Origin of the sequence: Enteractinococcus helveticum (genome assembly GCF_001657475.1) — a bacterium.
Lineage (GTDB): Bacteria > Actinomycetota > Actinomycetes > Actinomycetales > Micrococcaceae > Yaniella > Yaniella helvetica.
The window spans coordinates 284748-308541 of record NZ_LXEY01000021.1 but is presented as its reverse complement, the minus strand read 5'-3'; the positions used below and the strand labels follow the sequence as shown (position 1 = coordinate 308541).

Below are 23794 nucleotides of genomic sequence, written 5' to 3'. Positions count from 1 at the left end.
TCCAAGGGGTACTGGTAGCTGTCGTTCATTGAGGCCCTGAACTCATACTCTTAGTCAGTAGAGCCTATCGCTGGACCTCGCGGATCACGCTTGGCGGCGCGTTCCCAAGATATTGCGTGCCGTTTGGCGAAGATGGTCAAGCGACTGGTGAATCAACGGTGACTCGAGACTTCCTGCGCGCATGACCGCCACGATCTTTCGCGTTGGACTGTGCTCTCCGCTGATGCGCACTCGCACCACATCGCGCGTAGTCTCGAAACTGGCCAACCTCGGTACTAGCCCGATGCCAACCCCTACCTCGACCAACGCCATACCAGTTTCCCATTCGGCGATCTCGTGAGTGATTTTTGGCGTAATTCCGGCCGCCGTAAACGCAGCCGTAAACAGGGCGCGATATGACGATCCCGGCGCATCAGCGATCCATGCCTCTCTGGCAAGCTCCTGAAGTGTTACGGATTCCCGCTGGGCTATTGGATGATCGGCGGCGACCATGACATCTAGTGGATCGTCCAACAGTGCGATCTGTTCAAAACGCGGGTCGTCATCAACCTGCACATCGGCCTGCATCGCAATCACCACGGCAAGGTCGATTCGTTCGGCAATCAGTAGGTCAAAGCATCGAGCTGGCGTCGCCTCAACCACATGAACATCGACATTCGGCATGGAATCTCTCAGGTGACCGGCCAGTGGAGCTAGCAGATTTGAGGCAGCCGTTGAAAACCCGCCAATCCCAAAGGTCTTGGGTGTTTGGTCACCCGCAGTCAGCGCAGCCGATCGAATTCTTTCCCATTCGGTTACTAGCTGGTCTGTGCGATCTACAAGATAGCGCCCCGTGGCCGTCAATCGTAAACCCCGACCGTCTTTGGCAAGTAACCGCATACCCACAGCACGCTGGTACTCCCTGAGTTGTGCCGAGACTGCCGATGGTGAGTAGCCCGTCAATTCGGCGGTGGCAGCAACCGTGCCACACCTGGCAAACGTACGAAGGACCAATAACCGAGGATCAATCATGCAACTATTGTGCATGGAATTCGGAAATTAATCACGCTTTTCTTGTATATACTCCTTTCCTAGAATTGTAATCAACATCACCTTGGGTGGCAGCTGCGGTATGTCAACAGTAAGGAGAAGAGCAAAATGTCTGAAACGATCAACGCATCGACGGTACGATCAAAAACTTCCCGGATGAGCTCAGATAAACTTGCTGAGATTGAACAGCTCCTTGCGCGTCGACGTGAAGGGTTCTCGCTCGAGGCACCGTTTTATACCGATACGCAGCTATTCCAATTCGATACCGAAGCCATATTTGGACAACACTGGCTCTTTGCCGCAAGCATCGCGGAACTTCCCGAACCCGGCGATTACGTCACGGTGGACTACGGGCCTTATTCGCTGATCGTGCTCCACAATGATGACGGCGGAATTAACGTTCTGCACAACGTGTGCCGCCATCGCGGTGCCAGAATTATGAACCAATCCTCCGGCACCACAGGCAATTTGGTGTGTGGCTATCACTCATGGACCTATTCTCCGGAAGGCGAGCTGATCTACGCTTCGATTCCTGGAGAAATGGATTTTAACAAACAGTGCTTTGCGCTACGTCGAGCACATAGCAGGGTGGTCGCCGGACTCATTTTCGTGTGCTTGGCCGAAGAGCCTCCTGAGGATTTTGACCACGTGAGTCAGATTTTTGAGCCCTACGTGGCACCACATGAGCTGACCAAAACCAAAGTCGCGTATCAGCAAGACCTCATCGAAGGTGCAAATTGGAAACTTGTCATGGAAAACAATCGCGAGTGCTACCACTGTGACGGTCACCCTGAACTTCTGTGCTCATATTTCCCAACTTATGGCCTCACCGAAGATCTCGTCCCACCGCATTTGGAAGAGGCCTGGGAACGTAGCATTCAGGCTGAAGACGTGCTGCGGCAGCGCTGCCAAAGGTACGGCTTGCCCTATGAGGAAATCGAAGAACTTGATACCCGCGTCGTGGGTATCCGGATCGCCAGGGATGCCCTTGATGGCGAAGGGGAGTCCTTCTCCGTAGATGGCCGCCGGTTGTCGAAAAAACTCTTAGGTGATCTTCCGGATTTCCGTCTGGGCCGTTGCTCGATGCACCTGCAGCCCAATAGTTGGTTCCATTTCCTTTCCGATCACGCGATCACCTTCGCTGTGTTTCCGATCGGCGTCGATCGAACCCTGGTCCGCACAACGTGGCTGGTGGCTGATGACGCAGTCGAAGGGGTCGACTATGACTTGCAGCAGCTCACCCATACATGGGAGCAAACAAATACCCAGGATCAGGAGCTCGTGGAACTTGCGCAGCGGGGTATCAGCAGTCCGGTGTATGAACAGGGCCCTTATATGCGGAGTGAATATCAGGTCGAAGCCTTTATCAATTGGTACATCCAACGTGCGCGGGAGTACATGCCATGACGATGACTGGTGAACCGATCACCGAATACACCACCGAAGTCCAGCGGATACGCGGCCTGGAAATGCCGTGGAATCGTGGGCTGAGCACCGATACAGCAGGTTCGGTGCAAGGGCTCAATCCATGGCATCCACAGGAGTTTTTAGTGGAATGTGTGGAAACTATCAGTGAAACCGACGATATGATGACCATTGTTTTTCGACGCGCAGATGGTCTTCCGCTGGCGTTTCGAGCGGGCCAGTACCTCAATATCGATTTTCCGGTGCATGGTTCGGACCACGAACCTGTGAGCCGAAGCTATTCCATATCCAGCGCACCGACTGCCCCGTGGACTTTCGCCAGTACCGTTAAGCGAGATCCTGAGGGTTTGGTATCCCCGTGGGTCCATGAACATGTTCGTCCCGGAACCGTGTTGGATGTACTGGGGCCGGTCGGCACTTTCCATTTGCCGGATGCGGATCGCAGAGCCCGGTACCTGTTGCTTGCTGCGGGTGCCGGGATTACCCCGATCATGTCCATGATTCGTACGATCCGGGCGCTACCGGGTCGTGCTGACGTCATTGTGTTGTATCACGCCGCCGACCCCGAAAGCTTCGCATTCGGGCAGGAACTGGGCTATCTTGCTATGACGGATTCACGGATGAAGATCTACTATTCTTTAGGTGATCGCGCGTTGCCACATTCGTGGGCTTGGTTCTCTGGACGATTGAACGCAGCTATGCTTGACGAGATTGCGCCGGATGCCAATGGCCGCCAGGTCTATGCGTGCGGTCCTGAAGGGTATTTACAGCACGCACAAGTACTGCTTGGTCAAGTGGGAGTTGATGATTCATCGATCCACGTTGAGTACTTTTCTGACGACCATCAATTACCACAGGAATATCGCGACGAAATTATCGTTGCCAATGGGCTTGCCCAAGAGCCGTCCCAGACAACGATTCTTACGAATGCATACCAGTCTTCAGAACTTGATCGTCTTACCGTAGATCATGAGCCTGCAGACGCTATGGGAACACCGGAGCTCCTCAGCGGATCCGTCGACCAGGGGGCACTGGTCGAGGGGGCCAGAGTGAGTCTTGAGGATTTCGAAACCGTTGGTACTGGTCAGTTCGTCATGAGCTTTACTCGGTCCGGCAAAAATGTGCGTATCGATCCCGGACAGAACGTGCTCGATGCTGCTCAGGCCGCTGGTATTCGCCTCCCCATGAACTGTCGACAAGGCATGTGTGGGTCGTGTAAAAGCAACAAGACCCAGGGCGAAGTAGAAATGCATCACCAAGGCGGCATTCGTGCTCGGGAAATTGACGCTGGAAAGTTTCTACCCTGCTGCTCCACACCCTGCAGCGACCTCATCATTGAGGCATAAGATCCACCAGAGATTAAATTGTGGCGGCATCAATGACGAACCGGTAGCGGACATCCGAGTCCACCACACGATCAAAAGCTTCGGTGACTTCGTCGGCTGTGATGACTTCGACCTGAGCAGCGATGTCGTGTTCTGCCGAGAAATCCAACATTTCCTGGGTCTCGCGGATGCCACCGATATTCGACCCAGCGATGGAGCGTCGTCGGGAGGTTAAGGCAGAAACTTGGAAGGCCTGTGGATCGACCGGCAGGCCAACAAACACCAAGGTGCCATCGAGTCGCAGCGTATGGAGCAGTGCGGTGGTATCAATGTTGGCCGATACCGTGTTGATGATCAGATCGAAGCTGCCACGCAGGGCTTGCAGGGTGCCCGGCTCACTCATAGCACGGTAATCATCGGCGCCAAAGCGACGTCCGTCGGCTTCCTTGGAGCGCGTCTGGGAGATGACGGTGACGTGTGCTCCCATCGCATGGGCATATTGGACCGCCATATGGCCCAATCCACCCATTCCAATGACTGCCACGCGAGATTCTGGGCCGGTGTTGTAATGGCGCAGAGGTGAATAGGTGGTGATCCCGGCACATAACAGGGGAGCGGCTGACTCGAGCGAGAGGGCTTCGGGGATACGCAGCACATAGTGTTCTCGAACCACGATGTGGGTTGAATACCCGCCATAGGTGATATTGCCCTGGGCATCTTTGGAGTTGTAGGTCATGGTCTTGCGGTTGCAGAACTGTTCTTCGCCGCTGACGCAGGCATCACATTCTCCACACGAGTCAACAAAGCAACCAACGCCGACTCGATCACCAGTTTTGAAGTTGGTGACTGCCGAGCCGACTTCGGTAACGATCCCGGCGATCTCATGGCCGGGCACCATGGGATAGGTTCCTGGCGCCCATTCGTCACGGGCGTTGTGAATATCTGAGTGGCAGATACCGACATAGGCAATTTCAATGAGCACGTCGTCGCTGCGTAAGGCGCGGCGTGTGATAGTTCCGCGTTCAAAAGGTGCGCTGGGGTCTGGGGCCATGAGGGCTGAAGTCTCAGTTGTCATGGTCAACCTATATCAAACTCTGGTGAGTATCTGGTAGACATCAGTCACAGAGGCATCTCTTGTAGGTCTTTGCACACCTTGGTGCGCTTTGCTCACTGACGTGCCTGAAAGCGTGGAAATGGCCGTTTGTTAAACACTACCGCGGCTACACCGTATCGGTGCAGCCGCGGTAGAGATCGCTACGTTAGGGCTTAGTAACGTGCAGCGGTGTTCAATGGTGGGTTGTACTTTGTGTAGGTGGACAGCGAGTCAACGCTAATGCCGGCCTGCGGGTTACGGGCCTGAGCGATCTTGCCATCACCAACGTACACAGCAACGTGGTAAATACCGGATGCTGAGCCGTTGTTGGACCAGAACACCAAGTCACCTGCTTGCAGGTTATCCAACGAAACGTAGGACTTTGCCTGGCTGTACTGAGCCGAGGAGACGCGTGGCAACTCGATACCAGCGGCAGCGAAAGCAGCCTTGGTGAAGCCAGAGCAGTCATACGCGCTTGGACCATTGCCACCATACTGGTAGGCAGCACCCGAGTTCACGATATCTAGGGCTTTATCAATGGCAGCAGCCTTTGGGCCGGAAGCTGATACGGAAGCGGTCGAGACTGAGCTTGCGCTCGCAAACTGAGCGCTTTGGGAAGACGAACTACCCTGGGAGCTGTTTGACGAGCTCGAGGAGGAAGAAGACGAACCCGAAAGTTTCAAGACATCGCCAGGATAGATGATTGAGGATGCCGACAGATCGTTGGCATTCAGGAGTTCGTTGAGGGAAACGCCCTGCGAACGTGCGATAGCTGAAAGCGTATCGCCAGACTGAACGGTGTATGTGCCAGCTGCACTGGAGCTCTGCGAAGCAGTGTCTGCTTGCGAGCTGCTTGGGGCTGGAACATCGTCAAGCGCTGCATTGGCTGGTGCCATGCCGAAGAAAGTGGCGCTAGCGGCGGTGGCCAGGCTGGCAACACCTAGCGAGAATTTCTTGCTCCGCTTTGATCGCAGCGCAAGCTGCTGTGCTTTTTCGGCTTCAATGCGTGCTCGGCGAGTGGGGTAGGACATGGTATTTCTCTCAAACGACGACGTGTTAGCTATTCCGCATCTACTTTCAGACGCGTTCCGATAACTCGTTGTTATCAGATCGTTATCAAGCGTGACATTCTTGTTATTCAATTGCAACCTGAGTGAACGATCTAGGCGCGATTTTCCGACAATTGGATTTTATGATCCGCTTGTTTGCAGGGATTTAGCAAGCTCCTCAGAAAATACTGTGATTCGACTGAGTGTTACCTAATTGTTATTTAGTGTTCGTTTCCGTCATCATCTCGATAACTGAGTTGACTAGGAATGTTGGTTCGTTAAAGGGTGATTTCCACATCAGTACCAGGCACAATGGGCGGTATGGCATCTCAGCAGGGTTCATCCCAGACAACAATTCACCCCACTCTTTCGCAAGTTATCGAGGCGATGGAATCTTTGTGGCCACTCAGTCTCCAAGCCGGATGGGATGCTTCAGGGATCGTTGCTGGGCGTCCGGAGCAGATCATTGAGCGCATCCATTGGGCGGTCGACCCGGTCCAAGCTGTTGCGGATGAAGCGGTCGGTTACGATGCGGATTTACTCATCACCCACCACCCGCTGTTTCTCAAACCGGTGACCTCTGTGGCCGCCACAACCTTTAAGGGCAAGGTCGTGCACACGCTGGTAGAGAACTCCTGTGCACTGATCACCGCCCATACCAATGCTGACTCCGCGGTTGGTGGAGTGTCTGATGTCCTAGCCGAGATTCTGGGGCTAGAAAACATCGTCCCGTTGGCAGCCGCTGAGGATGGACTGGTCGAAGAAGGCATTGGGCGCGTTGGAACCTTGCAGCATGCGATGCAATTAGAAGACTTCGCAGCTCGGGTCTACAGTGCCATGCCTGCGGTTGCTGGCGGCGTCCGAGTCGCTGGTGATCCCAACGGGATCGTTTCTAAGATTGCGATCACCGGGGGAGCCGGCGATAGTCTGTTTGACTTTGTGCGCGAGCACGAAGCCGACGTGTATATCACCGCAGATCTGCGACATCACCCGGCATCTGAGGCACGCGAGCAGGCCATGATGAGTGGCGATCGACCCTACCTTATTGATGTCTCACATTTTGCTTCCGAGTGGTTGTGGCTTCCTACCGGGGCAAACGCATTGGAGCGCGCCTTGGCAGATGAGGGCTACACCGTAACAACAGCGGTTTCTGCAATTAATACTGATCCGTGGGACTTCATATTGACCTCGGGCGACGATACCAAGACGATCACGACCGAAACGGAATAACTGATGGCTATTACTGCTACTCCTGAACAACAACGTAAACTGCTCGATCTGCAATCACTGGACAGTCAGTTGGTTCGGGTTCGCACCCAGATTGACAATATTCCACATGACGAACAACTCCATTCGCTTCGCCAGGGCGGCGCTGCAGCAGTTGAACGTGCCAAGACTGCACAAGCGCAGGTAGCAGAGCACGAAGCTGCAGCTCAAGAAGCCGAACGCGTGGTAGCAGAAACCACGAAACGGCGTGACGGGATGCAGTCCAGGTTAGACGCAGATCAAGTCGCCACCCGTGACGTTCAAGCGGTCACCATCGAGATTGCCGAGCTGACCTTGCGTATTGCACAGCTTGAAGACGCCCAGTTGGAAGCGATCCAGACTTTAGAAGAATCCCAGGCGGCATTGGAGTTGGAACAGGCGCAGATTGCTGAAGCACAACAAGCAGTCAACGTGCGCATTACGACACTTAATGAACAGGGTCAACAGCTGTCCTTGCAAGGCAAGGAACTCACCGCCGAACGTAAATTACTCTCCGAAGAACTGCCATCAGACGTGGTTTCTGAATACGAACTACTGCGGGACCAAAACCAGGGGATCGGTGCTGTTGAGCTCACTGCCGCAGGACTATCTGGTGCAGGGCTACCAATCGCACCGGCTGAATTGGCTGACATCAAGAACACACCAGCCAATGAACTGGCGTACTGTCCCGATACCGGTGCGATCCTTGTGCGGAGCTGATCAGTTCAACAGCACGCGCAATGATGCTGCTTTACGCGTCGTTGGCGGAACCAGTTCCACCTCGTAGAGGCCGCTGACCGCCTCAGTGACTTGGTCCAAAGACGAGATCGGACTGCGCGCGTGTTCTTGCAGCAATCGCCGGGCTACATAGCCGCGAGCCTGTTTTGCCCAGTGCGAGACCACCTTGAGCTGACCATTGACCCGCTGGAACACATCGATCGTGACAGTCAGCAATGGTGGGCTTTTCCAAAACGGCCGGTATGTCGTGGAGCGACAGTCGATAAACGGACCAGTGGCAAGACCAGCCATCTGATCAGTCAGACGCTCCCGCCACCACGTACCCATTGGCCCAAAGCCAGGAAGTTTTGCGGTTGCAGGAAAGCGATAGGCCGGGATCGCATCGGATAGCCGTGTCGCACCGAAAAGTGCCGAAAACACCAGCGTCACGTCGTCGTCGACATTTTCCAACGTCGCATAATCCAACGCGTCAAATAAAACCCCGGTATAAACCTGCCACGCCGGTGCCGTAGGTGCCTCTAAGATATGTTGATTTGCTGCGACTTCGTGCTGCAGCGACTTGCCCACATTGAGTTTTTCGTGAGCGTTCGGCAGGCTGGAAATCACCTGAAGCTCTTGTAAAATGGTACGCCGTTCACCGGAAAGTTCCGGGAAGAGCAGGGAATTGAAATCTAGGGGTTCTCCGGTTTCAGGTGGGGTCTTGCCTTCAGATGGGGGCAACAAAATCAGCATGAGCGTCAGTTTAGTAGGTCCGATTACGTGCCGGGACCAATCTTGGCTAAAATAAGAGGTTCGGGATGGAGCTGCGGATGATCGCGACTTCGGTCGAGGAAAGTCCGGACACCACAGGGCAGGATGGTGGGTAACACCCACTCGGAGCAATCCGCAGGCTAGTGCCACAGAAAGTAGACCGCCCCAGGTGCTGGGGTAAGGGTGAAAGGGTGGAGTAAGAGACCACCAGCGGGCGTGGTGACACGCTCGGCTCGGTAAACCCCATCTGGTGCAAGATCAAGCAGAACACGTTATGAGGCGGCCCGCCCAGTGTTCGGGTTGATCGCTTGAGTCCCGCGGCAACGCGGTGACCAGATAGATGATCATCAGCCTCACGACTCATAATTGTGAGGCGACAGAATCCGGCTTATAGCACTCCATCCCGTTTTAGCTTCCCCGGTTGTGTGAAAGAAAACATTGTCCCAGTCACAAAAAACTTCAAAATTAGCCAAGCTGCCCCTGCCGATCCTGATTCTGGTGGTCGGCGCCTACTTTGTAGTGACCTACTTTTTTCCTACCCAGCAGGAAGAAGCATATGTTCCGCAAGAAGGCACCGCGTTGGAGCAGTTAGACACGCTGGAGGTAAAGGGCCGGGCACCCAAAACTGGGTACAGTCGCGATCAATTCGGTAACGGCTGGTTGGATCCTGACGGCAATGGTTGTGATGGTCGCAATGACATCTTGCAGCGTGACCTCGACAATGCAATGCTGGCAGACAATGGGTGCACCGTACTGAGTGGTGTGCTGGATGATCCATTCACCGGGGAGACCATCAATTTCTTACGTGGGCCTGCAACCTCATCTGACGTTCAGATTGACCACGTCGTAGCGCTGTCGGATTCCTGGCAGAAAGGCGCCCAAGAACTCTCCGAAGAACAGCGCAAGCGCTTTGCCAACGATCCGCTGAACCTACTGGCTGTGGATGGCCCGGCGAATCAGCAAAAGTCCGATGCCGATGCGGCCACGTGGTTGCCAGCGAATAAGGCGTTTCGTTGTGAGTTCGTGTCCATCCAAACGGCCGTGAAAGCCAAATACGAGTTGTGGGTCACGCAAGCAGAATACGATGCAATTCACGGTGTACTGAATGAATGTCCAACGCAACCGGTTTACACCACCGCTGACGAGCTGGACCTGCTTCGCCAATAGCGGCAGAACTGTAGACCGCAACGTTAAACATGTATCCTTTGGCGTGTAAACGCTAAGATTGGGAATGTTTTCCATCAGATTGGCTTCTTCGCCATTCGCACACTCTGCAGAAAAGGACCACATCGTGGCAGATATCACCGCCAGCACGCAGGAGACTCTACAACAGTGGAGCGAACGTGAACAGTTGGCAGAGCAAATGGTTCCGCTCATTGGTTCGTTGTACCGCAACAACAACGTCGTGACTTCCATTTACGGTCGAAGCCTCGTTCACGAATCAGTAGTTGACATCCTGAAAGCTCACCGCTTTGCTCGTCAGGTTGATGAAGCGATCCTTCCGGTCGAAGACTCTTTTGCCATCTTGCAGGCGATGTCAGAACTCAACCTGGGCGCTGGCTCGGTTGATCTGGCCCGTATGGTCAACAAATTCCGCGAAAACGGCGGCGACGTCAAAGACTTCGTGCGCAATGAACTGTCCGACATCGTTGAGAAAAACGGTGAAGGTCTCGGAGAATCCACCGACGTTGTCCTATACGGTTTTGGCCGCATTGGCCGTCTGCTAGCCCGCATTCTGCTTGACGGTGCCGGTGGCGGTACCAAACTGCGTTTGCGTGCCATGGTTGTACGTCGTAACTCGGATGATGATATTCACAAGCGTGCTTCGATGCTGCGCCGCGACTCCGTTCACGGGGCATTCAACGGCACCATCGAAGTCGATGATGAAGCCAACACCATTACCGCCAATGGCACCAAGATTCAGGTCATCTACGCCTCGAACCCGGCCGAAATCGACTACACCGAATACGGTATCAACAACGCCATCGTCATCGACAACACCGGTGTATGGCGCGATGAAGAAGGTCTGGGTCAGCACCTGCAGGCCAAGGGCACTTCCAAGGTCATTCTGACCGCCCCAGGTAAAGGCAACCTGAAGAACATCGTCTACGGCGTCAACACCGATGACATCACCGCAGAAGACACCATCCTGTCGGCTGCTTCCTGTACCACCAACGCGATTACCCCGGTTCTGAAAGTTATCAACGACGAGTACGGCATTCACCACGGTCACGTTGAAACCGTGCACGCCTACACCAACGACCAGAACCTGATCGACAACTTCCACAAAGGCTCCCGCCGTGGTCGTGCAGCTGCTTTGAACATGGTGCTCACCGAAACCGGTGCCGCCACCGCTGTTGCCAAAGCCCTGCCAGAACTGTCCGGCAAACTGTCGGGTAACGCGATCCGCGTACCAACCCCGAACGTGTCGATGGCCATCCTGAACTTGCAGCTTGATGGTGAGACTTCCAAGGATGAGATTAACGCTCGTTTGCGTCAGGAATCTCTGACCGGTGACCTGAACAAACAGATCGACTACATCTACTCCCACGATGCAGTCTCCACCGACTTTGTTGGTTCCGACCGTGCCGGTGTTGTTGATGGTCTTGCCACCATCGTCAACGAGGGCTCCAATGGTGGATCCAATCTGATCCTCTATGTCTGGTACGACAACGAATTCGGGTACTCAACCCAGGTTGTTCGCGCAGTTGAGAAAATGGCTGGCGAAAACGTTCCAGTGTTCCCAAAGAGCCAGGTAGCAGCTTCTGCTAAAGCCTAAGCGCTAACGTTACGAAGATGAGGCCGTCCGATGGGCGGCCTCATTTTCTTGGCGTCATGAGAATGCTCTCCCAGAAGCCAATGAATAGATAGTCATCACGTAATCGACAGCACAAAGATACGAAGTGTGAGCTGTGCTCAGACTTTGAGAGAAACTGCATATGTTAAAAGAAATATCTGAGCATAAAACGGGGCAACGGATTGCTCAGAACCTTCCTGAAAGGCGATACCGACCCGAGCTTCACGGCGTTCGCGGGCTCGCAATCCTGGGCGTCGTCCTCTTCCACCTGTTCGGCGCAGGACGAGTATCGGGTGGCATTGATATCTTCCTGACCATCTCGGGATTTTTATTCACCGGAATGCTGCTCCGCGAAGTCGCCGAACAACGGGGCAGGCTAGACTTCACCCGATACTTTGGTCGGCTGTTTCGCAGGATCTTCGTCCCGGCAGCCATTGTTATTGCAGCGACCGTAGCGGTGGGACTAGTGGTCTTCCCGACCCCGCAGCACGGACAGGTCTGGACCGAAGCTCTTGCCTCACTGCTGTACTTCGAAAACGTTGAACTGATTCGGTCCCACCTGTCCTATGAAGCCGCAAGCCAAGACGTGTCGCCATTCCAACACTTCTGGTCCCTTTCGGTACAGGGCCAGTTCTACCTGGTCTTGCCATTCGTCGTCCTGGGCACATACTGGCTTGCACGACGCTTCCGAACCTCTGTCGCCAAAGTCATGGCCTGGTTGCTGGCCGCCGTTCTGATTGCCTCCTTGGCGTATGCGGTCTATGTCGGGGCCTATGCCCAAGATGAGGCATATCTCATGACTCGCACCAGAGTCTGGCAGTTTGCCTTCGGTGGGCTGCTGGCCATCGTCATCGACCGGATTCGACTGGCAAGGACAACCCGATTCATTGTGGGATACATCGGTCTGGTCTCCGTTATCGTTGTGGGATTCATTCTGGAGGGCGCCCAAATGTTCCCCGGACCATGGGCGCTATGGCCGCTGGTTGGCTTCGCCCTGATTCTGCTGGCTGCTCCCACTAACAGCCAGGACCCTGTTCAAAAGGGTGCTGCTCCAAGTGTGCTGTCCAACCGAGTCTTTGCTTGGATCGGCGATCACGCCTACGGACTGTATCTGTGGCACTGGCCGCTGCTGGTGTTCTACCTGACCCTGCGCGACCGTGACGCCGTAGGCATCCGCGGGGCAGCCATCATTTTCGCTGCAACCATTGTGTTGAGCATGCTCATGCACACATTCGTGGAGAAACCCCTCGAACGCCTTGGCAAAACACGACGCGGTCCGCGACTGAATTGGATTTCTCTAAGTGCTGGAGCAACCGCAATGGCCGCGGGAGTTCTCATTGCGTTTCCTCACATACCCACCGACGGTGATCGCATGACCGCCTCTGTGGCGCTGGATACTTCCGTGCATCCCGGAGCGCTGAGCATTAGTGACAACTATGCCGTTGGTGAGGCTGAGTTCATTCCAGGATTAGACCGGCTGCATCGTGACTTACCACCCTATAAATTCCAGGACTGTGAACAAGAAGGTGGCCAAGAGCCAGGTACCGACACGATCTCTGTGTGCGAAGATCCCCAGGCCCCAGCCAACCCCACCGCACGGGTTGTGCTGGCCGCCGGGTCACACTCGGGCCACTGGGAGAGCACAGTGCGCTCGCTCGGCAAACAGTACGGTTGGGAAGTTCAGGTCGTCACCAAATCCGGGTGCCCACTGCAAAATAATGACAACCCAGACAGAACGGTCTGCCAGTCCTGGAATGACAACTTCATTGAGTGGTTGAATATCAACGACGTCGACCTCGTCATCAGCTCTGCAACTCGGATTGTGGGTCAGCAAAGCAATGAAGTCATCATGAATGGCGCCGAAGACCGCTGGCATGAAATCCGGGACCTAGGCATCGATCTCCTCTTGGTACGGGGCACTCCACGACCAGGAGACGACGGCGGCCGGTGTCTCCAAAACGGTGGCGCACCACAAGACTGCGGTGTGATCGCAGGCGATGCCGCCAATCCGAACCCGCTGGAGACCATGGAGTTACCCGATGGCGCCCACACCATCGATATGAACCCGTATGTTTGTGAAAACCTTGACCAAGGTTCAGATGCCTGGTGTGAAGCTGTGGTCGGGAACATCATCGTCTGGTACGACGGATCCCATTTCACTCCAGAATATGCTCACTCAATGGCTCCAGCCTTTGAGCGGGAAATGCATCAGGTATTCCCGCAGTACCTGAACTAGCGGCGGTTTTCATGAAAGCAGCCCTTGGACGAATTCACCTCGTCCAAGGGCTGCAGTGTTCTTGCGCTATTCAGCGTTACGCGTCGTCGTCGGCGTCCTCATCATGTCCGAAAGGATCGGTATCTTCACCGGGCATCCAGGTGTTGCCGGCGGTGTTCCATCCTTGCTTGCGCAATTCCTTTTTCCACCGTTTTGACCAGCGAGTGTTCAATCGGTTGATATACAGGGTGGCATTGAGGTGATCGAATTCGTGCTGCAGGATCCGGGCGAACCAGCCGTGTGCTTCGAAATCAAGCTCGTTGCCGTCGACATCAAAGCCCTGTAGGCGCACATGATCCGAACGCTTCAGCGGATAGCCCAGCCCCGGCACGGAGAGGCAACCTTCGGTCTCGGTCTCCGGATCCGGGTCTTCTTGCGAAACTTTGCCCAGCAATGTGAGCACCGGGTTGATGACTTCACCCTGCTGTGGGGCATCCCCGGTGTGTTCGAAGGCCCAGGTGAAAATCCGTAAGCCCGCACCCACCTGGGGTGCAGCCAGCCCAACACCACGGGCGGCCTCCTGAGTGACGTGCATATCCGCGACCAGTTGGCGAACGTCGTCATTAATTTCTTCGACTTCTGCGGCACGATGGTGCAACACCGGATCGCCGTGAATGACGATCGGCAGAATCTTTCCTTCAAATGCCAATTACAGCTCCACGATGTCAAACTCGAGCAGGTCAGAACCCGAAGCCACCGGCTTGCGCGGTTTGCCGTCCTCGGAGGCGTGCGCGGCGGCGTTATCGCGAGAATCCCGCCAGTTTTCGTAGTCTTCGCGCGAGGCCCACTGAGTGTACACAAAGTACTGGGTATTGTCGCCGGTGGGGCGCAACAGGTTGAAGCCCTCAAAGCCTTCAGCCGTATCGACTGCATGCTTGCGCGCCGCAAAGCGTGCCTCGAGTTCTTCGCCTTGACCTTCTGGAACGCTCAGCGCGTTAATAACCACAATCGACACGGGTGTCTCCTTCATCAAAACAACAGGTTCACGTCACCTTTCAGGATATCCTCTGACAGGATATGAAAGAGATGAGATGACGCACAAACCACGGTTAACAGCGGGGTTGTTGACCCTGCTGGGAACGATTGCCACGACCGCCGCATTTTCGACCGACATGTATCTGGCATCGTTTACCGACATTACCGAATCCTTAGGAGTCACACCAACGCAGGTTCAGCTGACCCTGACTTCCTTCTTGGCTGGACTGGGCCTTGGCCAGCTGATTTTGGGGCCAGCGTCAGATAAATACGGACGACGACGTGTCATGCTCATCGCTCTGAGCATCTTTGCGCTCACCTCGGTGGCACTGATGTTCACCCCGAATATCGGGTTCTTTGTGGTGGCCCGATTCCTCCAAGGACTCGGTGGTGCGGCCGGGGGAGTCCTCGGCCGAGCCATTGCCGTCGATCTGTCCGACGGGGCCACCGCCGTTCGTGCACTGAGTTTAATTGCCACGGTGATTGGTCTGGGTCCGTTGCTGGCCCCGCCGATTGGTGGTGTCATCGCCGAGCTACTGGGCTGGCGCGGCGTACTGGCGGTGCTTGCCGGGTTCGGCGTACTGATGTGGGTGCTGGCGCTTGCGTTTGTGTCCGAATCGCTACCGAAAGACCAACGCACCACCGGACCAATCCTGGCGGCGTACGCGTCAATCTTTACGATCCTGAAGAAGCCGGTGTTCCTGTTTTCAACCATCAGCTTCGCGTGCGGCTTCGGGGCGATGATGTCGTATATTGCAGCCTCACCGTTTGTGGGACAGTCGATCCTTGGGATGGGGCCGGTGCCGTATTCGCTCAGTTTCGCGCTGGCCGCCTCATCGCTGATCTTTGCCAACCTCATCAATGCCCGCATGGCGGTGGCTCGCGGACCGCAAGCCATGTTTAGTGTCGGGTCGGTACTGCTGGTCATGGCAGCAGCGGCCTTTGTCATCCAGATTGCCTCAGATGCACTGACCATTCCCGGGTTTGTAGTCACGGCCTTCGTTCTGACCGCAGGCGCCGGGTTGACGATGTCGAATGCCAACGCCATTGGACTAGCGGAAGCCACCCCATCCACTCGTGGTGCAGGTGCCGCAGTCATGGGCGCCGGACAATTTCTGCTGGCCACCATCACCACACCGCTGGTTGGTGTAGCGGGGGAGACCTCAGCCGTACCCATGGCCGTGGTTATTGCGACCCTGGTGGCCATCTCGGTGGGTGCCGCTCTGGCCGTCCGGCTGCTGCTCAGGACCCGCTAGCCCTTGGGGCGAGGTGCTTACTGCTGGCCCAGGGCCTGGGCGGTATCGGTAAAGAACCCCAGAACCTGGGCGGTCGCCTCGGCATTCAACTGGGCATCCAATGATGAATTCAGAGAAGCGCTCAACAGGCGTTTCGAGGCCGTCATCGCATAGGGTTCAAACCTCGACATGTGCTCACCCATGGTTTGGGCTGCCGCCACGACGTCGTCTTCAATGCCTGTCACCAGGCCCATATCCATGGCTTGTTGAGCAGTGTATTCACGACAGTTCAGGATCATATCGGTGGCCTTGGGCAGCCCGATGATGCGCGGCAGGAACCAGGAGAGCCCCAGATCGCCACCGGAAATTCCAAGCTTGACGAACGGTGCCGAGAACATAGCCTGCGAGGAAGCGATGCGAATATCGCAGGCGGCGGCAAAGGAGAGCCCGGCACCGATCGCGTAGCCGTTGACCGCAGCAATCGTTGGCTGGCTGACCCGCGCCAGCGTACGGATGAACTCAATGCCATAGCTCAGCGCCTTGGACAGACGATTTGCCGGATTCGTCTCGTTGCTCCAGGGCATTTCGTCACCGGTATCAAACGGTGTTTTCAAATCCAGCCCGGCGCTAAAGGCCTGGCCAGCACCGGTGAGCACAATGACTTTGACCTCTGGGGTATCCGCGAGTTCCTGGATGCCTGCCGCCCACTCGGTCAACACTTTTGCGGTGATGGAGTTCAAGGACTCAGGACGGTTCATCGTGGCGGTGCCGACGCCGTTATGCACGGAGAGTTGAATCGACATATACCTTCCTCTTACTTGATCGTGATAGCAAGCGCCTTAGGGCACCAGCTGTGAGACACAATACAGGCTGTTGACCTCGGTGATAACGATCGACTGACCTGCAACGAGCTGCAAAACGGCTGATCATTGCGGCGTTTACGGGTTTTGTGTTTTCCCGCAGTATCAACAGTGGCGCAGCCCAACGCCCAACCCCACCGCCGGTGCCCACGCCACCGGATCCACGGGGCAAAGGAGGTTCAGCTTCCGGGCTGGTGACTCAACGACACCTTTCTGTAGCGGATGTTGTCGCGGTGCGCGGGACCTGATCGATATCCGTGTGAAAGGCTCTGTCGTGGTACAGAATAAACATTTCAAAGCACTCGTGCGCGAGCGCATGGCCAAAACGGGCGAACGCTACACAGCCGCCCGGCGTCATCTATTAGCCACGCGGGCCACCGAAACCGCAAATGTCGGCCTACTGCCACACTATCCGCAGGTTCCCGTCGGCTTCGAAGCCCCTGCAAGCCAATACGACGCCGCGCTCTGGCAGCGAGTGTTTTCGCAGGCGGGCATCCTCAATCCCGCAACAGGGGGAGCCGTTGAGTACTGCCATGCTGACCGGACTGGCCGGTGGCATCGGGTTTATGGTTGCGACCTTTGCCTACGAGGAACTCACCACTGCTACGGTCGTGCTGCGGGCACACCCTGAACCTTTTACCGACAACTTGTTAGAACGATCCGGGGTGGCGCTGGAGCGTACGAACACGACCAGCGCCAATGTAGCGTCGAAGACACTCGATGCAGCACTCGAGGCCGGTCGCGCCGCGATGGTACGGGTGACGCACGGCGCTTTGCCGTGGATTGCTTCGGATCGTCTGGAGCTACAAGAATCCATCGACGTCGTAGTTGTCGGCCGTGAGACAGACTCCTATCTGGTCGACGGCGGCGGCCTGGATCTTGGTGCAGGCGATGATCAGCAATTTCACCGAGCCTCGCGTGATGAACTGTCCCATGCACGAGACAAACGCAAAGCCGATCGACACTGGGCAGTCAGCGTCGATCCCACTGCACTACAGCCAAGTATCGAGGCGCTCACGGCAAATGTGCGTGCATCGATCCAGGAAACCACCGCAAGAATGTTGGGCACCCTGCCCCTCACCGGTGTTCCATCGTCGTGGCTGCCGAAATTTGGTGTCCAAGGGATGCGAACCTTCGCCAAGTTGCTGAGAGACGAACGAACCAAACGTGGTTGGCCGGCGCTGTTTGCTGACCAGCACAGACTGACCACAGGGTTAGAAATGCTGCAATCGTTGGCGGCCAGCCCACGGTGGGGCGGAGACGGTGGGCTGCGGGGCATCTATGCTGAGTTTCTTACTGAAGCCGCACAACTCGAAGGGCTGGACGCGCTCGAAGGTTGCATTGATGGATACCGTGAGCTGGCCCCGCGCTGGGACGCATTTATTGACGTGATTGATCCTCAGACGTCCGTCGAGGATCGAGCCCAGCTGTTTCGCGTGATGGCAGAACATCTCGATGAGCTGGCAGACCGTGAAGAACAGGCTGCCAGGAAGTTATCCGACGTGGTCGCCGCGCTGCGCTAGGTGCACTTCTATACGGGGAAAGGACGAACTTTGTCCTGACCGTGCTTGCCAAGTGAACGATGTTACTTGGGTTGCCCTCTGAGATCGCAGCCCCTGGGAACCAAGAAATGTTATCGGACGTATGGATAGCTAGAAGAATTCATGATGATGGCAGTATGCAATGCAGCGACGGTACGATGGCAGGAGAATAGAATTATCCACATCGTGATCGTCTCGCGACACAGACATGTTAACGAGTGCAATCATGGTCCCATGGAAAAACCACAAGGAGGCGACAGTGAGCATATCGAAAAGCCTGAACCGGGGCATAGCGCTCGCGCTGGGTCTCAAGGTTCCTCGCCAGCAGAAACCGAAAACGAAGACATACGTCGAGCAAAGCTGGTCAGCGGTGGGGAACGCGATCAGCCAATCGGCAGACGAGAACTCCCCGAGAGCGCGCTAGAAACTGACAGTGGTGCGTCCTATATCGAATCCTACAGGGGACCTTTACCTCATCCTGCAATACTGAGAGGATACGCACAGGCCGGCAACGACTTCCCCGAACGCATCATGCGGATGGCCGAAATTGACCTCGAGACCAGGATCACTATCGAAAAGCGTTCCTCACTTGCTGAAGCAGTAGCAACAGTTGTGGGAATGATTGGGTTTCTCGTTCTGGTGCTCTTCGGCGTTGCCGGTGCTTTCATAGGTGGCGTACTCATGGCCAATCCGAATGCTTTCTGGCTCCTAACCCTTCCGGCTCTGTCCGGCATCCCGAGGGTTATAGAAGCAGTTAAAGGAACCCCACGGAACAATGCAGAAGAGTAAGTATTTCAAGCAGGTGAACCATGTCGCTCTATCTTCAGGAGGGTGACCTCTGGCCCATTCAAGCTGCTTGTAGGGACCCTAGATGGCCGCTAACGTAGCTTTGATTTGGCCAAGCCCTTATTTCTGAGAAGTGTCGAAAGTAGAATACATCACATCAGCATAACCATGTTGATGAGTCGAACTTCCCCTATCAAGGAGGAACGATGGGTTTCATTGGATGGATAGTTCTCGGCCTTATTGCAGGCGCGATTGCAAAGGCCATTATGCCGGGTGAACAAGGTGGAGGGTGGTTAGTCACGCTGTTGCTTGGCGTTGTTGGTGCCGTAGTCGGTGGCTGGCTGGGGTCGCTCATCTTCGACGTTGGAATCACTGAGTTCTGGTCGATATCCACCTGGCTCCTGGCGATCGGTGGGGCGCTCATTGTCCTAGTAATCTGGGGCCTCATCACGCGAAAACGGGCCTAGCCCACGACCATCACACCAACAAAAAGATCGGTATAGACGCTATGCGTTCATGCCGATCTTTTTGTCTGTCGTGACTTGGAAGATCACTTTTGCTCAAAACATTGAACAATCACCCCACCTTATTTCAGACTCGACAAGGCAGTTCAGTACGTGCCTGTCCAGAGAGGCTCAGTGGCAGATACAGCAGGCCTAGCTATTGACTGCCTTCGAAGCACCTCTCTACGATAAGAGAACCTCCGCGTGAAGGTCAGAACGCTGCACCGCAAAGCTGCCGGCGTAGGTGATACCGGTCCGGCTAATCCTCTTTTTTGTTAGCGTTGACTTCGCGATTCCTACGAGCCGCACGAGCCGTTGACATGCTTGATATCGCAACACTAGATTCCCATCGATCTGAACTGATCGGATTCTGTTACCGCTTCTTTGGTTGTTATGCAGATGCCGAAGATGCCGTCCAAGAGACCATGACTCGTGCATGGCAGCACGCCCAAGACTTCGGCTACCGGTCTTCAGTACGTCGCTGGCTGTACGCCATCGCCACCAATGTGTGCCTGGACATGAAGAAGGCGCCACAGCGCAGGTATCTACCCATGGATCTTTCGGTTGCCGGACAAGTCCCAGACGGCGCCGCCGCGCTTGAGACGTTGCCAGAGCTGACGTGGGTTGGACCCATCTCGGATGAGGTGCTCAGTGATGACCCAGCTGAACGGGCGGCCTTACGCGATTCGATTCGATTAGCGTTTATCACCGCATTACAGGTGCTCCCGCCCCGGCAGCGTGCCGTGTTGATCTTACGAGATGTCATCACGTGGTCAGCACGCGAATGCGCCGAACTGCTGAATACCTCGGTGGCTGCTGTGAACTCTGCGCTCACACGTGCCAGATCAACTTTAAGCGATCATCACCAGGGAGAATCCAAACCCTACGACCAGCAGCTTCTCGTAAATTACGTCACAGCATTTGAAGCCTACGACGTCGACCGGCTGGTTGCACTGCTGGCCGAGGATGCGAAATTCAGCATGCCGCCATATACGCTCTGGCTGCAGGGCACCCACGCAATCGAATCCTGGTGGCGTGGGCCGGGAGAGGTCTGCCGCGGTTCACGGACCATCACCGTTCGTGCGAATGGTCAACCGGCAGTTGCGGTCTATCATGCGGTCAGCTCCACACGCTGGGAACCATTTGCCATCCATGTACTTGAGACAGCACATGGGCAGATTGAGGCCATTACGCATTTCATGGGTGCCGGGGTTTTTCGCGAGTTCAACTTACCGTCACAGCTGACCGCATCGACATTGGTCAAAGAAATTTGACTCAGACCGATGAGTTTTGGTTTCCCGCGTCGTCTGAGTTAGTGCAAGTATCCATACCTACGAAAGGCAAGACCATGACACGAACGGTTACCGCCCACCTGTTTCATTCCGCCAACGGGGTGGTAGAAGACCCGCATCTCTGGCAATTTGACGCCTTTGGTGAAGAAGAAGGCCAAGCCATGGCAGATTCACTTGCTCCAGTCACTGACACGGTGATTGGTCGGAGACTATGGGAAGAATGGTCAGAGTATTGGCCCGAAAATGGTGAGGAGCCTTTTGGTCAGTGGATCAACCCGATGCACAAGCATGTGATCTCCTCGACCCTGCCGACTGACCTGCCATGGAATAGCACCCTGGTCACCGGTGATCCTGTCGACTATGTCCAAAACCTCCGTGACCAGGACGGTGGGACAATCTCCGTGCTCGGAGGGATAGAAACCATTCGCTCCCTTTTCTTGGCGGGTTTAATTGACACTCTGACCCTCACAACGCATCCGGTGGTTGTAGGTCAGGGCCGCAGACTATTTGATGAGAGCATTCCGACGACCAGGCTGGACTTACTCGAGGCTGTGCGCACGCCGCAGGGCAATATGATACTCACGTACGGTCTGCGAAACTCGGAGTGAGCCATCTTATTTCAGCGGTAGGCAGCCCTAGCTTGATGCTCACGAAATCCGTGGTTTTCGTGAGCATCAAGCACGCTGGCTGTCCTAGGAGCCATAGCGTGCACTGGTCTTGACGGCACACGCGCTGAAACGTACGCTGCGAATACTGACGACGCGATGGTCGACAGAACGGAACCTGCTGTCACGTGACGTCAAAGAAAGTAGGCCCCCCATGCTCACCGTCACCAACCGCGAAGCCGTATTGTTACCCGATTCCGCAACGGGACTGTTTACGGGAGCCGATCACCGGGCGGATATTTCGTTCTTCTGGGTCGATGCGGCCCCCGGCACAGGACCTGAGTTCCACTGGCATCCCTACTCCGAAACCTGGGTGGTCCTGCAGGGCGAGGTGCTCATTGAAACCCAAGACGAGCAATTGCAGGTCGATCCAGGGGATATCGTCACGGTGTCAGCCGAATCGGTGCATCGTTTTCGCAACCGAGGCCAGACCAACTTGCGAATGCTGTGTATTCATCCATCGCCCACAATCATTGAAGAATTCGTATCGCCTTCGTAACAAGATACGAACAGTTGCAGAACACCCCCTGTACGCAGTAGCTCTTTTAGTGCGCCGGTATGCTTGAGTAAGGCTCCATCTTAACCTGTCTCACTCAAGCAGCCCCGAGAGAACAACGCTGTGGCTGGTTAGTGACCCTGCTGCTCGGAGTTCTTGGAGCAGTGGTCGGTGGTGGGATAGATTCCGCCATTTTTGGAGTAGGGGTCGGAGAGTTCTGATCATTGGCCACCTGGCTGCCAGCCATCGGTGATGGACTGATGGTCCTACTCATTTGGGGTGTGGTGACTGGGAGGTGCAAGAGTAGAAAGGCATAGCCATGCCCCATAGTTTCTCTTGAACATGCCCTGGTTCCAATCTAGATCAATTGATAAAGTTCGGCCTGAGCTTTCCGTAAGTTCAGGCCGATATTTGTGTATGGATGCAGAAATCCAAGATCAACTGAACGGGGACTAACACATATCTTCACCGTTGCTTTTCAAACAGGACGGGGACATTATTACCAGGCCCGCTCGCAGCTGGAGGTTGAGTGCTCTGAAATAAAGTGAGCAACGATTGATAGTTGTGGTTTAGCTCAACAATGAGCAGACGTCCGTAGTGTCAGAGTTAAAGAGCAAATAAATATTGAAGTAGTCCTCGTTCAAGCTCGAGGTTCGTTAGTTTTAACATGCTTAATGTACAGTTGGCCGTCTCCCGCCACCCCTTGATAGTCACCTTTTGAAAACGACCGACGTGTTCCATAGGAGATGGCTTTAGCTAGCTCCGCATATTGTTTCTTGTTAAAATCCCTAATCGTAATTGGAACCCATCGTCCCTTCGCATCACGAGCAGCATGCGCAATACGATCGTTTCGGATCGTACGTGGATCTAATCTTGTGCCGGTAATGGATGTTGGTATTTCGGGTACTGGTGCGCCGATACTTAAACCAAGGGCATCATTACTGAAATCTTCTGAGAACAACGGGGCTTGGCTGTGTCCGGTAAGTTTGAGTGTCTTTTGGTAGAACGCTTGGACTAATGCAATTCTAAACCTGACGACTCTTTCAGAATTTGGCATGTAGGTCATCAACACTGTTGACTGAAGTTCGTTGAGCATAGCTGTCCGAACTGTTCTATTGCCTTCTGTTGAGGGACGCTTTTGGAAAGCAATGGCTCCAAAGGGCTGGAAGTCTGTTTTGTGGCGGTCAAGTAGCTCCAGTACATTCTCGTGCTCTGTCCCCGTCCCTTCGGCAACAACATCACTAGTCACTACGAGGCCGGTATCAGTTTGCTCGATAGTTGGCAGATTTCTGGATTCCATATTCGTTTCCTTGTTCATTAGGCCTTGCGCCAGCCTTGAAACGAGTATCATGTGGCGGCGCACCTGGGGGCGTGGAGCATGATTCATAGTAATTTAATCTTTGGCACTATGTATTGTATTTGATGGTGAACGATTTTGCGTCTTTTTGTCGCCGGTGTGTTTGTATGCACTTCTTGATATGCCGAGCAGGCTTAATCTCAATGGAGACTGTGGGCATTTGTCTCACTCCGGTATTAGATAAATTAGAGACTGTAGATGTTGCTTCAATGGCGGCATCGTATAAATGTTTTTGATGATTTACAGTGCTTCGTGCACGTTTAATCCTTACGGATCTTGCCTTTTGGAATGCGAAACTCTGACCAGCGGAATCGTCTTTATACCGTTGGTTCAAAATATAATGAAGTGTCGCGTCTAT

Annotated in this window: 22 protein-coding genes and 1 other RNA gene; 15 read left to right on the top strand and 8 right to left on the bottom strand. The window is 54.9% G+C overall.

Annotated features, from left to right (window positions below; genetic code table 11):
* Positions 1-84: 84 nt before the first annotated feature.
* On the bottom strand, positions 85-1011 hold the full coding sequence (locus A6F49_RS11890) for a LysR family transcriptional regulator (RefSeq protein ID WP_043058524.1): 927 nt from the start codon (positions 1009-1011) through the stop codon (positions 85-87).
* Positions 1012-1137: 126 nt separating this feature from the next.
* Between A6F49_RS11890 and A6F49_RS11885 the strand changes: the two genes are divergently transcribed.
* Positions 1138-2436: an aromatic ring-hydroxylating oxygenase subunit alpha gene (locus A6F49_RS11885; RefSeq protein WP_043058451.1), complete on the top strand. Its 1299-nt coding sequence runs from the start codon at positions 1138-1140 to the stop codon at positions 2434-2436.
* A 2-nt stretch (positions 2437-2438) separates the two neighbouring features.
* Positions 2439-3800: a ferredoxin reductase gene (locus tag A6F49_RS11880; protein ID WP_043058523.1), complete on the top strand. Its 1362-nt coding sequence runs from the start codon at positions 2439-2441 to the stop codon at positions 3798-3800.
* Positions 3801-3813: 13 nt separating this feature from the next.
* On the opposite strand, the gene A6F49_RS11875 is transcribed toward A6F49_RS11880, so the two are convergent.
* A complete protein-coding gene (locus A6F49_RS11875; protein ID WP_043058450.1) occupies positions 3814-4854 on the bottom strand; it encodes an NAD(P)-dependent alcohol dehydrogenase in 1041 nt (346 codons plus the stop codon).
* Positions 4855-5045: 191 nt separating this feature from the next.
* On the bottom strand, positions 5046-5903 hold the full coding sequence (locus A6F49_RS11870; RefSeq protein WP_052504955.1) for a C40 family peptidase: 858 nt from the start codon (positions 5901-5903) through the stop codon (positions 5046-5048).
* Positions 5904-6242: 339 nt separating this feature from the next.
* Here A6F49_RS11870 and A6F49_RS11865 point away from each other — a divergent pair, with 339 nt between their 5' ends.
* Complete coding sequence (locus tag A6F49_RS11865; protein ID WP_235604978.1) at positions 6243-7151, top strand: Nif3-like dinuclear metal center hexameric protein; 909 nt, start codon at positions 6243-6245, stop codon at positions 7149-7151.
* Positions 7152-7154: 3 nt separating this feature from the next.
* Positions 7155-7886: a zinc ribbon domain-containing protein gene (locus A6F49_RS11860; RefSeq protein WP_043058448.1), complete on the top strand. Its 732-nt coding sequence runs from the start codon at positions 7155-7157 to the stop codon at positions 7884-7886.
* Here A6F49_RS11860 and A6F49_RS11855 read toward each other — a convergent pair whose 3' ends face one another.
* Complete coding sequence (locus tag A6F49_RS11855; protein WP_043058447.1) at positions 7887-8636, bottom strand: YaaA family protein; 750 nt, start codon at positions 8634-8636, stop codon at positions 7887-7889. It lies immediately after the preceding gene.
* A 64-nt stretch (positions 8637-8700) separates the two neighbouring features.
* Here A6F49_RS11855 and rnpB point away from each other — a divergent pair.
* The 4 genes from rnpB to A6F49_RS11835 all read left to right on the top strand — a co-directional run bounded on the left by rnpB (position 8701) and on the right by A6F49_RS11835 (position 13687).
* Positions 8701-9061, top strand: an RNA gene (gene rnpB, locus A6F49_RS11850) — RNase P RNA component class A.
* A gap of 31 nt (positions 9062-9092) precedes the next feature.
* A complete protein-coding gene (locus A6F49_RS11845; protein WP_052504954.1) occupies positions 9093-9821 on the top strand; it encodes an HNH endonuclease family protein in 729 nt (242 codons plus the stop codon).
* Between the two features lie 124 nt (positions 9822-9945).
* Positions 9946-11433 (top strand): glyceraldehyde-3-phosphate dehydrogenase, encoded by a 1488-nt coding sequence (locus tag A6F49_RS11840; RefSeq protein WP_043058520.1) that lies wholly within the window; start codon positions 9946-9948, stop codon positions 11431-11433.
* 160 nt (positions 11434-11593) lie between these two features.
* Positions 11594-13687, top strand: coding sequence for an acyltransferase family protein (locus A6F49_RS11835; RefSeq protein ID WP_043058446.1), 2094 nt, complete (start codon positions 11594-11596; stop codon positions 13685-13687).
* Between the two features lie 76 nt (positions 13688-13763).
* Here the strand turns inward: A6F49_RS11835 and def are convergent, their stop codons facing one another.
* Both def and A6F49_RS11825 read right to left on the bottom strand, forming a co-directional pair.
* Complete coding sequence (gene def, locus A6F49_RS11830; RefSeq protein WP_235604977.1) at positions 13764-14375, bottom strand: peptide deformylase; 612 nt, start codon at positions 14373-14375, stop codon at positions 13764-13766.
* Positions 14376-14681 carry an antibiotic biosynthesis monooxygenase family protein gene (locus A6F49_RS11825; protein WP_043058445.1) on the bottom strand — a complete coding sequence of 102 codons (306 nt, stop codon included), beginning with the start codon at positions 14679-14681 and terminating at the stop codon, positions 14376-14378. It lies immediately after the preceding gene.
* Positions 14682-14757: 76 nt separating this feature from the next.
* Between A6F49_RS11825 and A6F49_RS11820 the strand changes: the two genes are divergently transcribed.
* Positions 14758-15957 carry a Bcr/CflA family efflux MFS transporter gene (locus A6F49_RS11820; RefSeq protein ID WP_043058444.1) on the top strand — a complete coding sequence of 400 codons (1200 nt, stop codon included), beginning with the start codon at positions 14758-14760 and terminating at the stop codon, positions 15955-15957.
* Between the two features lie 17 nt (positions 15958-15974).
* On the opposite strand, the gene A6F49_RS11815 is transcribed toward A6F49_RS11820, so the two are convergent.
* Positions 15975-16739 carry an enoyl-CoA hydratase/isomerase family protein gene (locus A6F49_RS11815; protein ID WP_043058443.1) on the bottom strand — a complete coding sequence of 255 codons (765 nt, stop codon included), beginning with the start codon at positions 16737-16739 and terminating at the stop codon, positions 15975-15977.
* 446 nt (positions 16740-17185) lie between these two features.
* On the opposite strand from A6F49_RS11815, the gene A6F49_RS11810 reads away from it, so the two are divergent.
* The 6 genes from A6F49_RS11810 (at position 17186) to A6F49_RS11785 (ending at position 22082) form a co-directional block, all read left to right on the top strand.
* Positions 17186-18319, top strand: a complete 1134-nt coding sequence (locus tag A6F49_RS11810) for a DUF4872 domain-containing protein (RefSeq protein ID WP_082911755.1) — start codon at positions 17186-17188, stop codon at positions 18317-18319.
* A 252-nt stretch (positions 18320-18571) separates the two neighbouring features.
* A complete protein-coding gene (locus tag A6F49_RS11805; protein ID WP_150119476.1) occupies positions 18572-19126 on the top strand; it encodes a hypothetical protein in 555 nt (184 codons plus the stop codon).
* A 203-nt stretch (positions 19127-19329) separates the two neighbouring features.
* Positions 19330-19590, top strand: a complete 261-nt coding sequence (locus tag A6F49_RS11800) for a GlsB/YeaQ/YmgE family stress response membrane protein (protein ID WP_043058440.1) — start codon at positions 19330-19332, stop codon at positions 19588-19590.
* Positions 19591-19946: 356 nt separating this feature from the next.
* Complete coding sequence (locus tag A6F49_RS11795) at positions 19947-20900, top strand: RNA polymerase subunit sigma-70 (protein ID WP_043058439.1); 954 nt, start codon at positions 19947-19949, stop codon at positions 20898-20900.
* A gap of 74 nt (positions 20901-20974) precedes the next feature.
* Entirely contained in the window at positions 20975-21526 is a 552-nt protein-coding gene (locus A6F49_RS11790; protein ID WP_043058438.1) for a dihydrofolate reductase family protein, read from the top strand.
* 211 nt (positions 21527-21737) lie between these two features.
* The gene (locus A6F49_RS11785; protein ID WP_043058437.1) at positions 21738-22082 is read left to right on the top strand and encodes a cupin domain-containing protein; all 345 of its coding nucleotides are present in this window, start codon (positions 21738-21740) and stop codon (positions 22080-22082) included.
* A gap of 637 nt (positions 22083-22719) precedes the next feature.
* On the opposite strand, the gene A6F49_RS11780 is transcribed toward A6F49_RS11785, so the two are convergent.
* Positions 22720-23379 carry a Rha family transcriptional regulator gene (locus tag A6F49_RS11780; protein WP_161485814.1) on the bottom strand — a complete coding sequence of 220 codons (660 nt, stop codon included), beginning with the start codon at positions 23377-23379 and terminating at the stop codon, positions 22720-22722.
* Positions 23380-23794: the final 415 nt, after the last annotated feature.

Bases quoted from the DNA above. Each gene is read 5' to 3' on its own strand.
- A6F49_RS11875 (WP_043058450.1), bottom strand. From the start codon at position 4,854: ATGACAACTGAGACTTCAGCCCTCATGGCCCCAGACCCCAGCGCACCT.
- A6F49_RS11835 (WP_043058446.1), top strand. From the start codon at position 11,594: ATGTTAAAAGAAATATCTGAGCATAAAACGGGGCAACGGATTGCTCAG.
- A6F49_RS11805 (WP_150119476.1), top strand. From the start codon at position 18,572: ATGGAAAAACCACAAGGAGGCGACAGTGAGCATATCGAAAAGCCTGAA.
- A6F49_RS11855 (WP_043058447.1), bottom strand. From the start codon at position 8,636: ATGCTGATTTTGTTGCCCCCATCTGAAGGCAAGACCCCACCTGAAACC.
- A6F49_RS11820 (WP_043058444.1), top strand. From the start codon at position 14,758: ATGACGCACAAACCACGGTTAACAGCGGGGTTGTTGACCCTGCTGGGA.
- A6F49_RS11795 (WP_043058439.1), top strand. From the start codon at position 19,947: ATGCTTGATATCGCAACACTAGATTCCCATCGATCTGAACTGATCGGA.
- A6F49_RS11815 (WP_043058443.1), bottom strand. From the start codon at position 16,739: ATGTCGATTCAACTCTCCGTGCATAACGGCGTCGGCACCGCCACGATG.
- A6F49_RS11890 (WP_043058524.1), bottom strand. From the start codon at position 1,011: ATGATTGATCCTCGGTTATTGGTCCTTCGTACGTTTGCCAGGTGTGGC.
- A6F49_RS11810 (WP_082911755.1), top strand. From the start codon at position 17,186: ATGTCGGCCTACTGCCACACTATCCGCAGGTTCCCGTCGGCTTCGAAG.
- A6F49_RS11800 (WP_043058440.1), top strand. From the start codon at position 19,330: ATGGGTTTCATTGGATGGATAGTTCTCGGCCTTATTGCAGGCGCGATT.
- A6F49_RS11870 (WP_052504955.1), bottom strand. From the start codon at position 5,903: ATGTCCTACCCCACTCGCCGAGCACGCATTGAAGCCGAAAAAGCACAG.
- A6F49_RS11880 (WP_043058523.1), top strand. From the start codon at position 2,439: ATGACTGGTGAACCGATCACCGAATACACCACCGAAGTCCAGCGGATA.
- A6F49_RS11860 (WP_043058448.1), top strand. From the start codon at position 7,155: ATGGCTATTACTGCTACTCCTGAACAACAACGTAAACTGCTCGATCTG.
- A6F49_RS11885 (WP_043058451.1), top strand. From the start codon at position 1,138: ATGTCTGAAACGATCAACGCATCGACGGTACGATCAAAAACTTCCCGG.
- A6F49_RS11865 (WP_235604978.1), top strand. From the start codon at position 6,243: ATGGCATCTCAGCAGGGTTCATCCCAGACAACAATTCACCCCACTCTT.
- A6F49_RS11780 (WP_161485814.1), bottom strand. From the start codon at position 23,379: ATGGAATCCAGAAATCTGCCAACTATCGAGCAAACTGATACCGGCCTC.
- A6F49_RS11785 (WP_043058437.1), top strand. From the start codon at position 21,738: ATGCTCACCGTCACCAACCGCGAAGCCGTATTGTTACCCGATTCCGCA.
- A6F49_RS11790 (WP_043058438.1), top strand. From the start codon at position 20,975: ATGACACGAACGGTTACCGCCCACCTGTTTCATTCCGCCAACGGGGTG.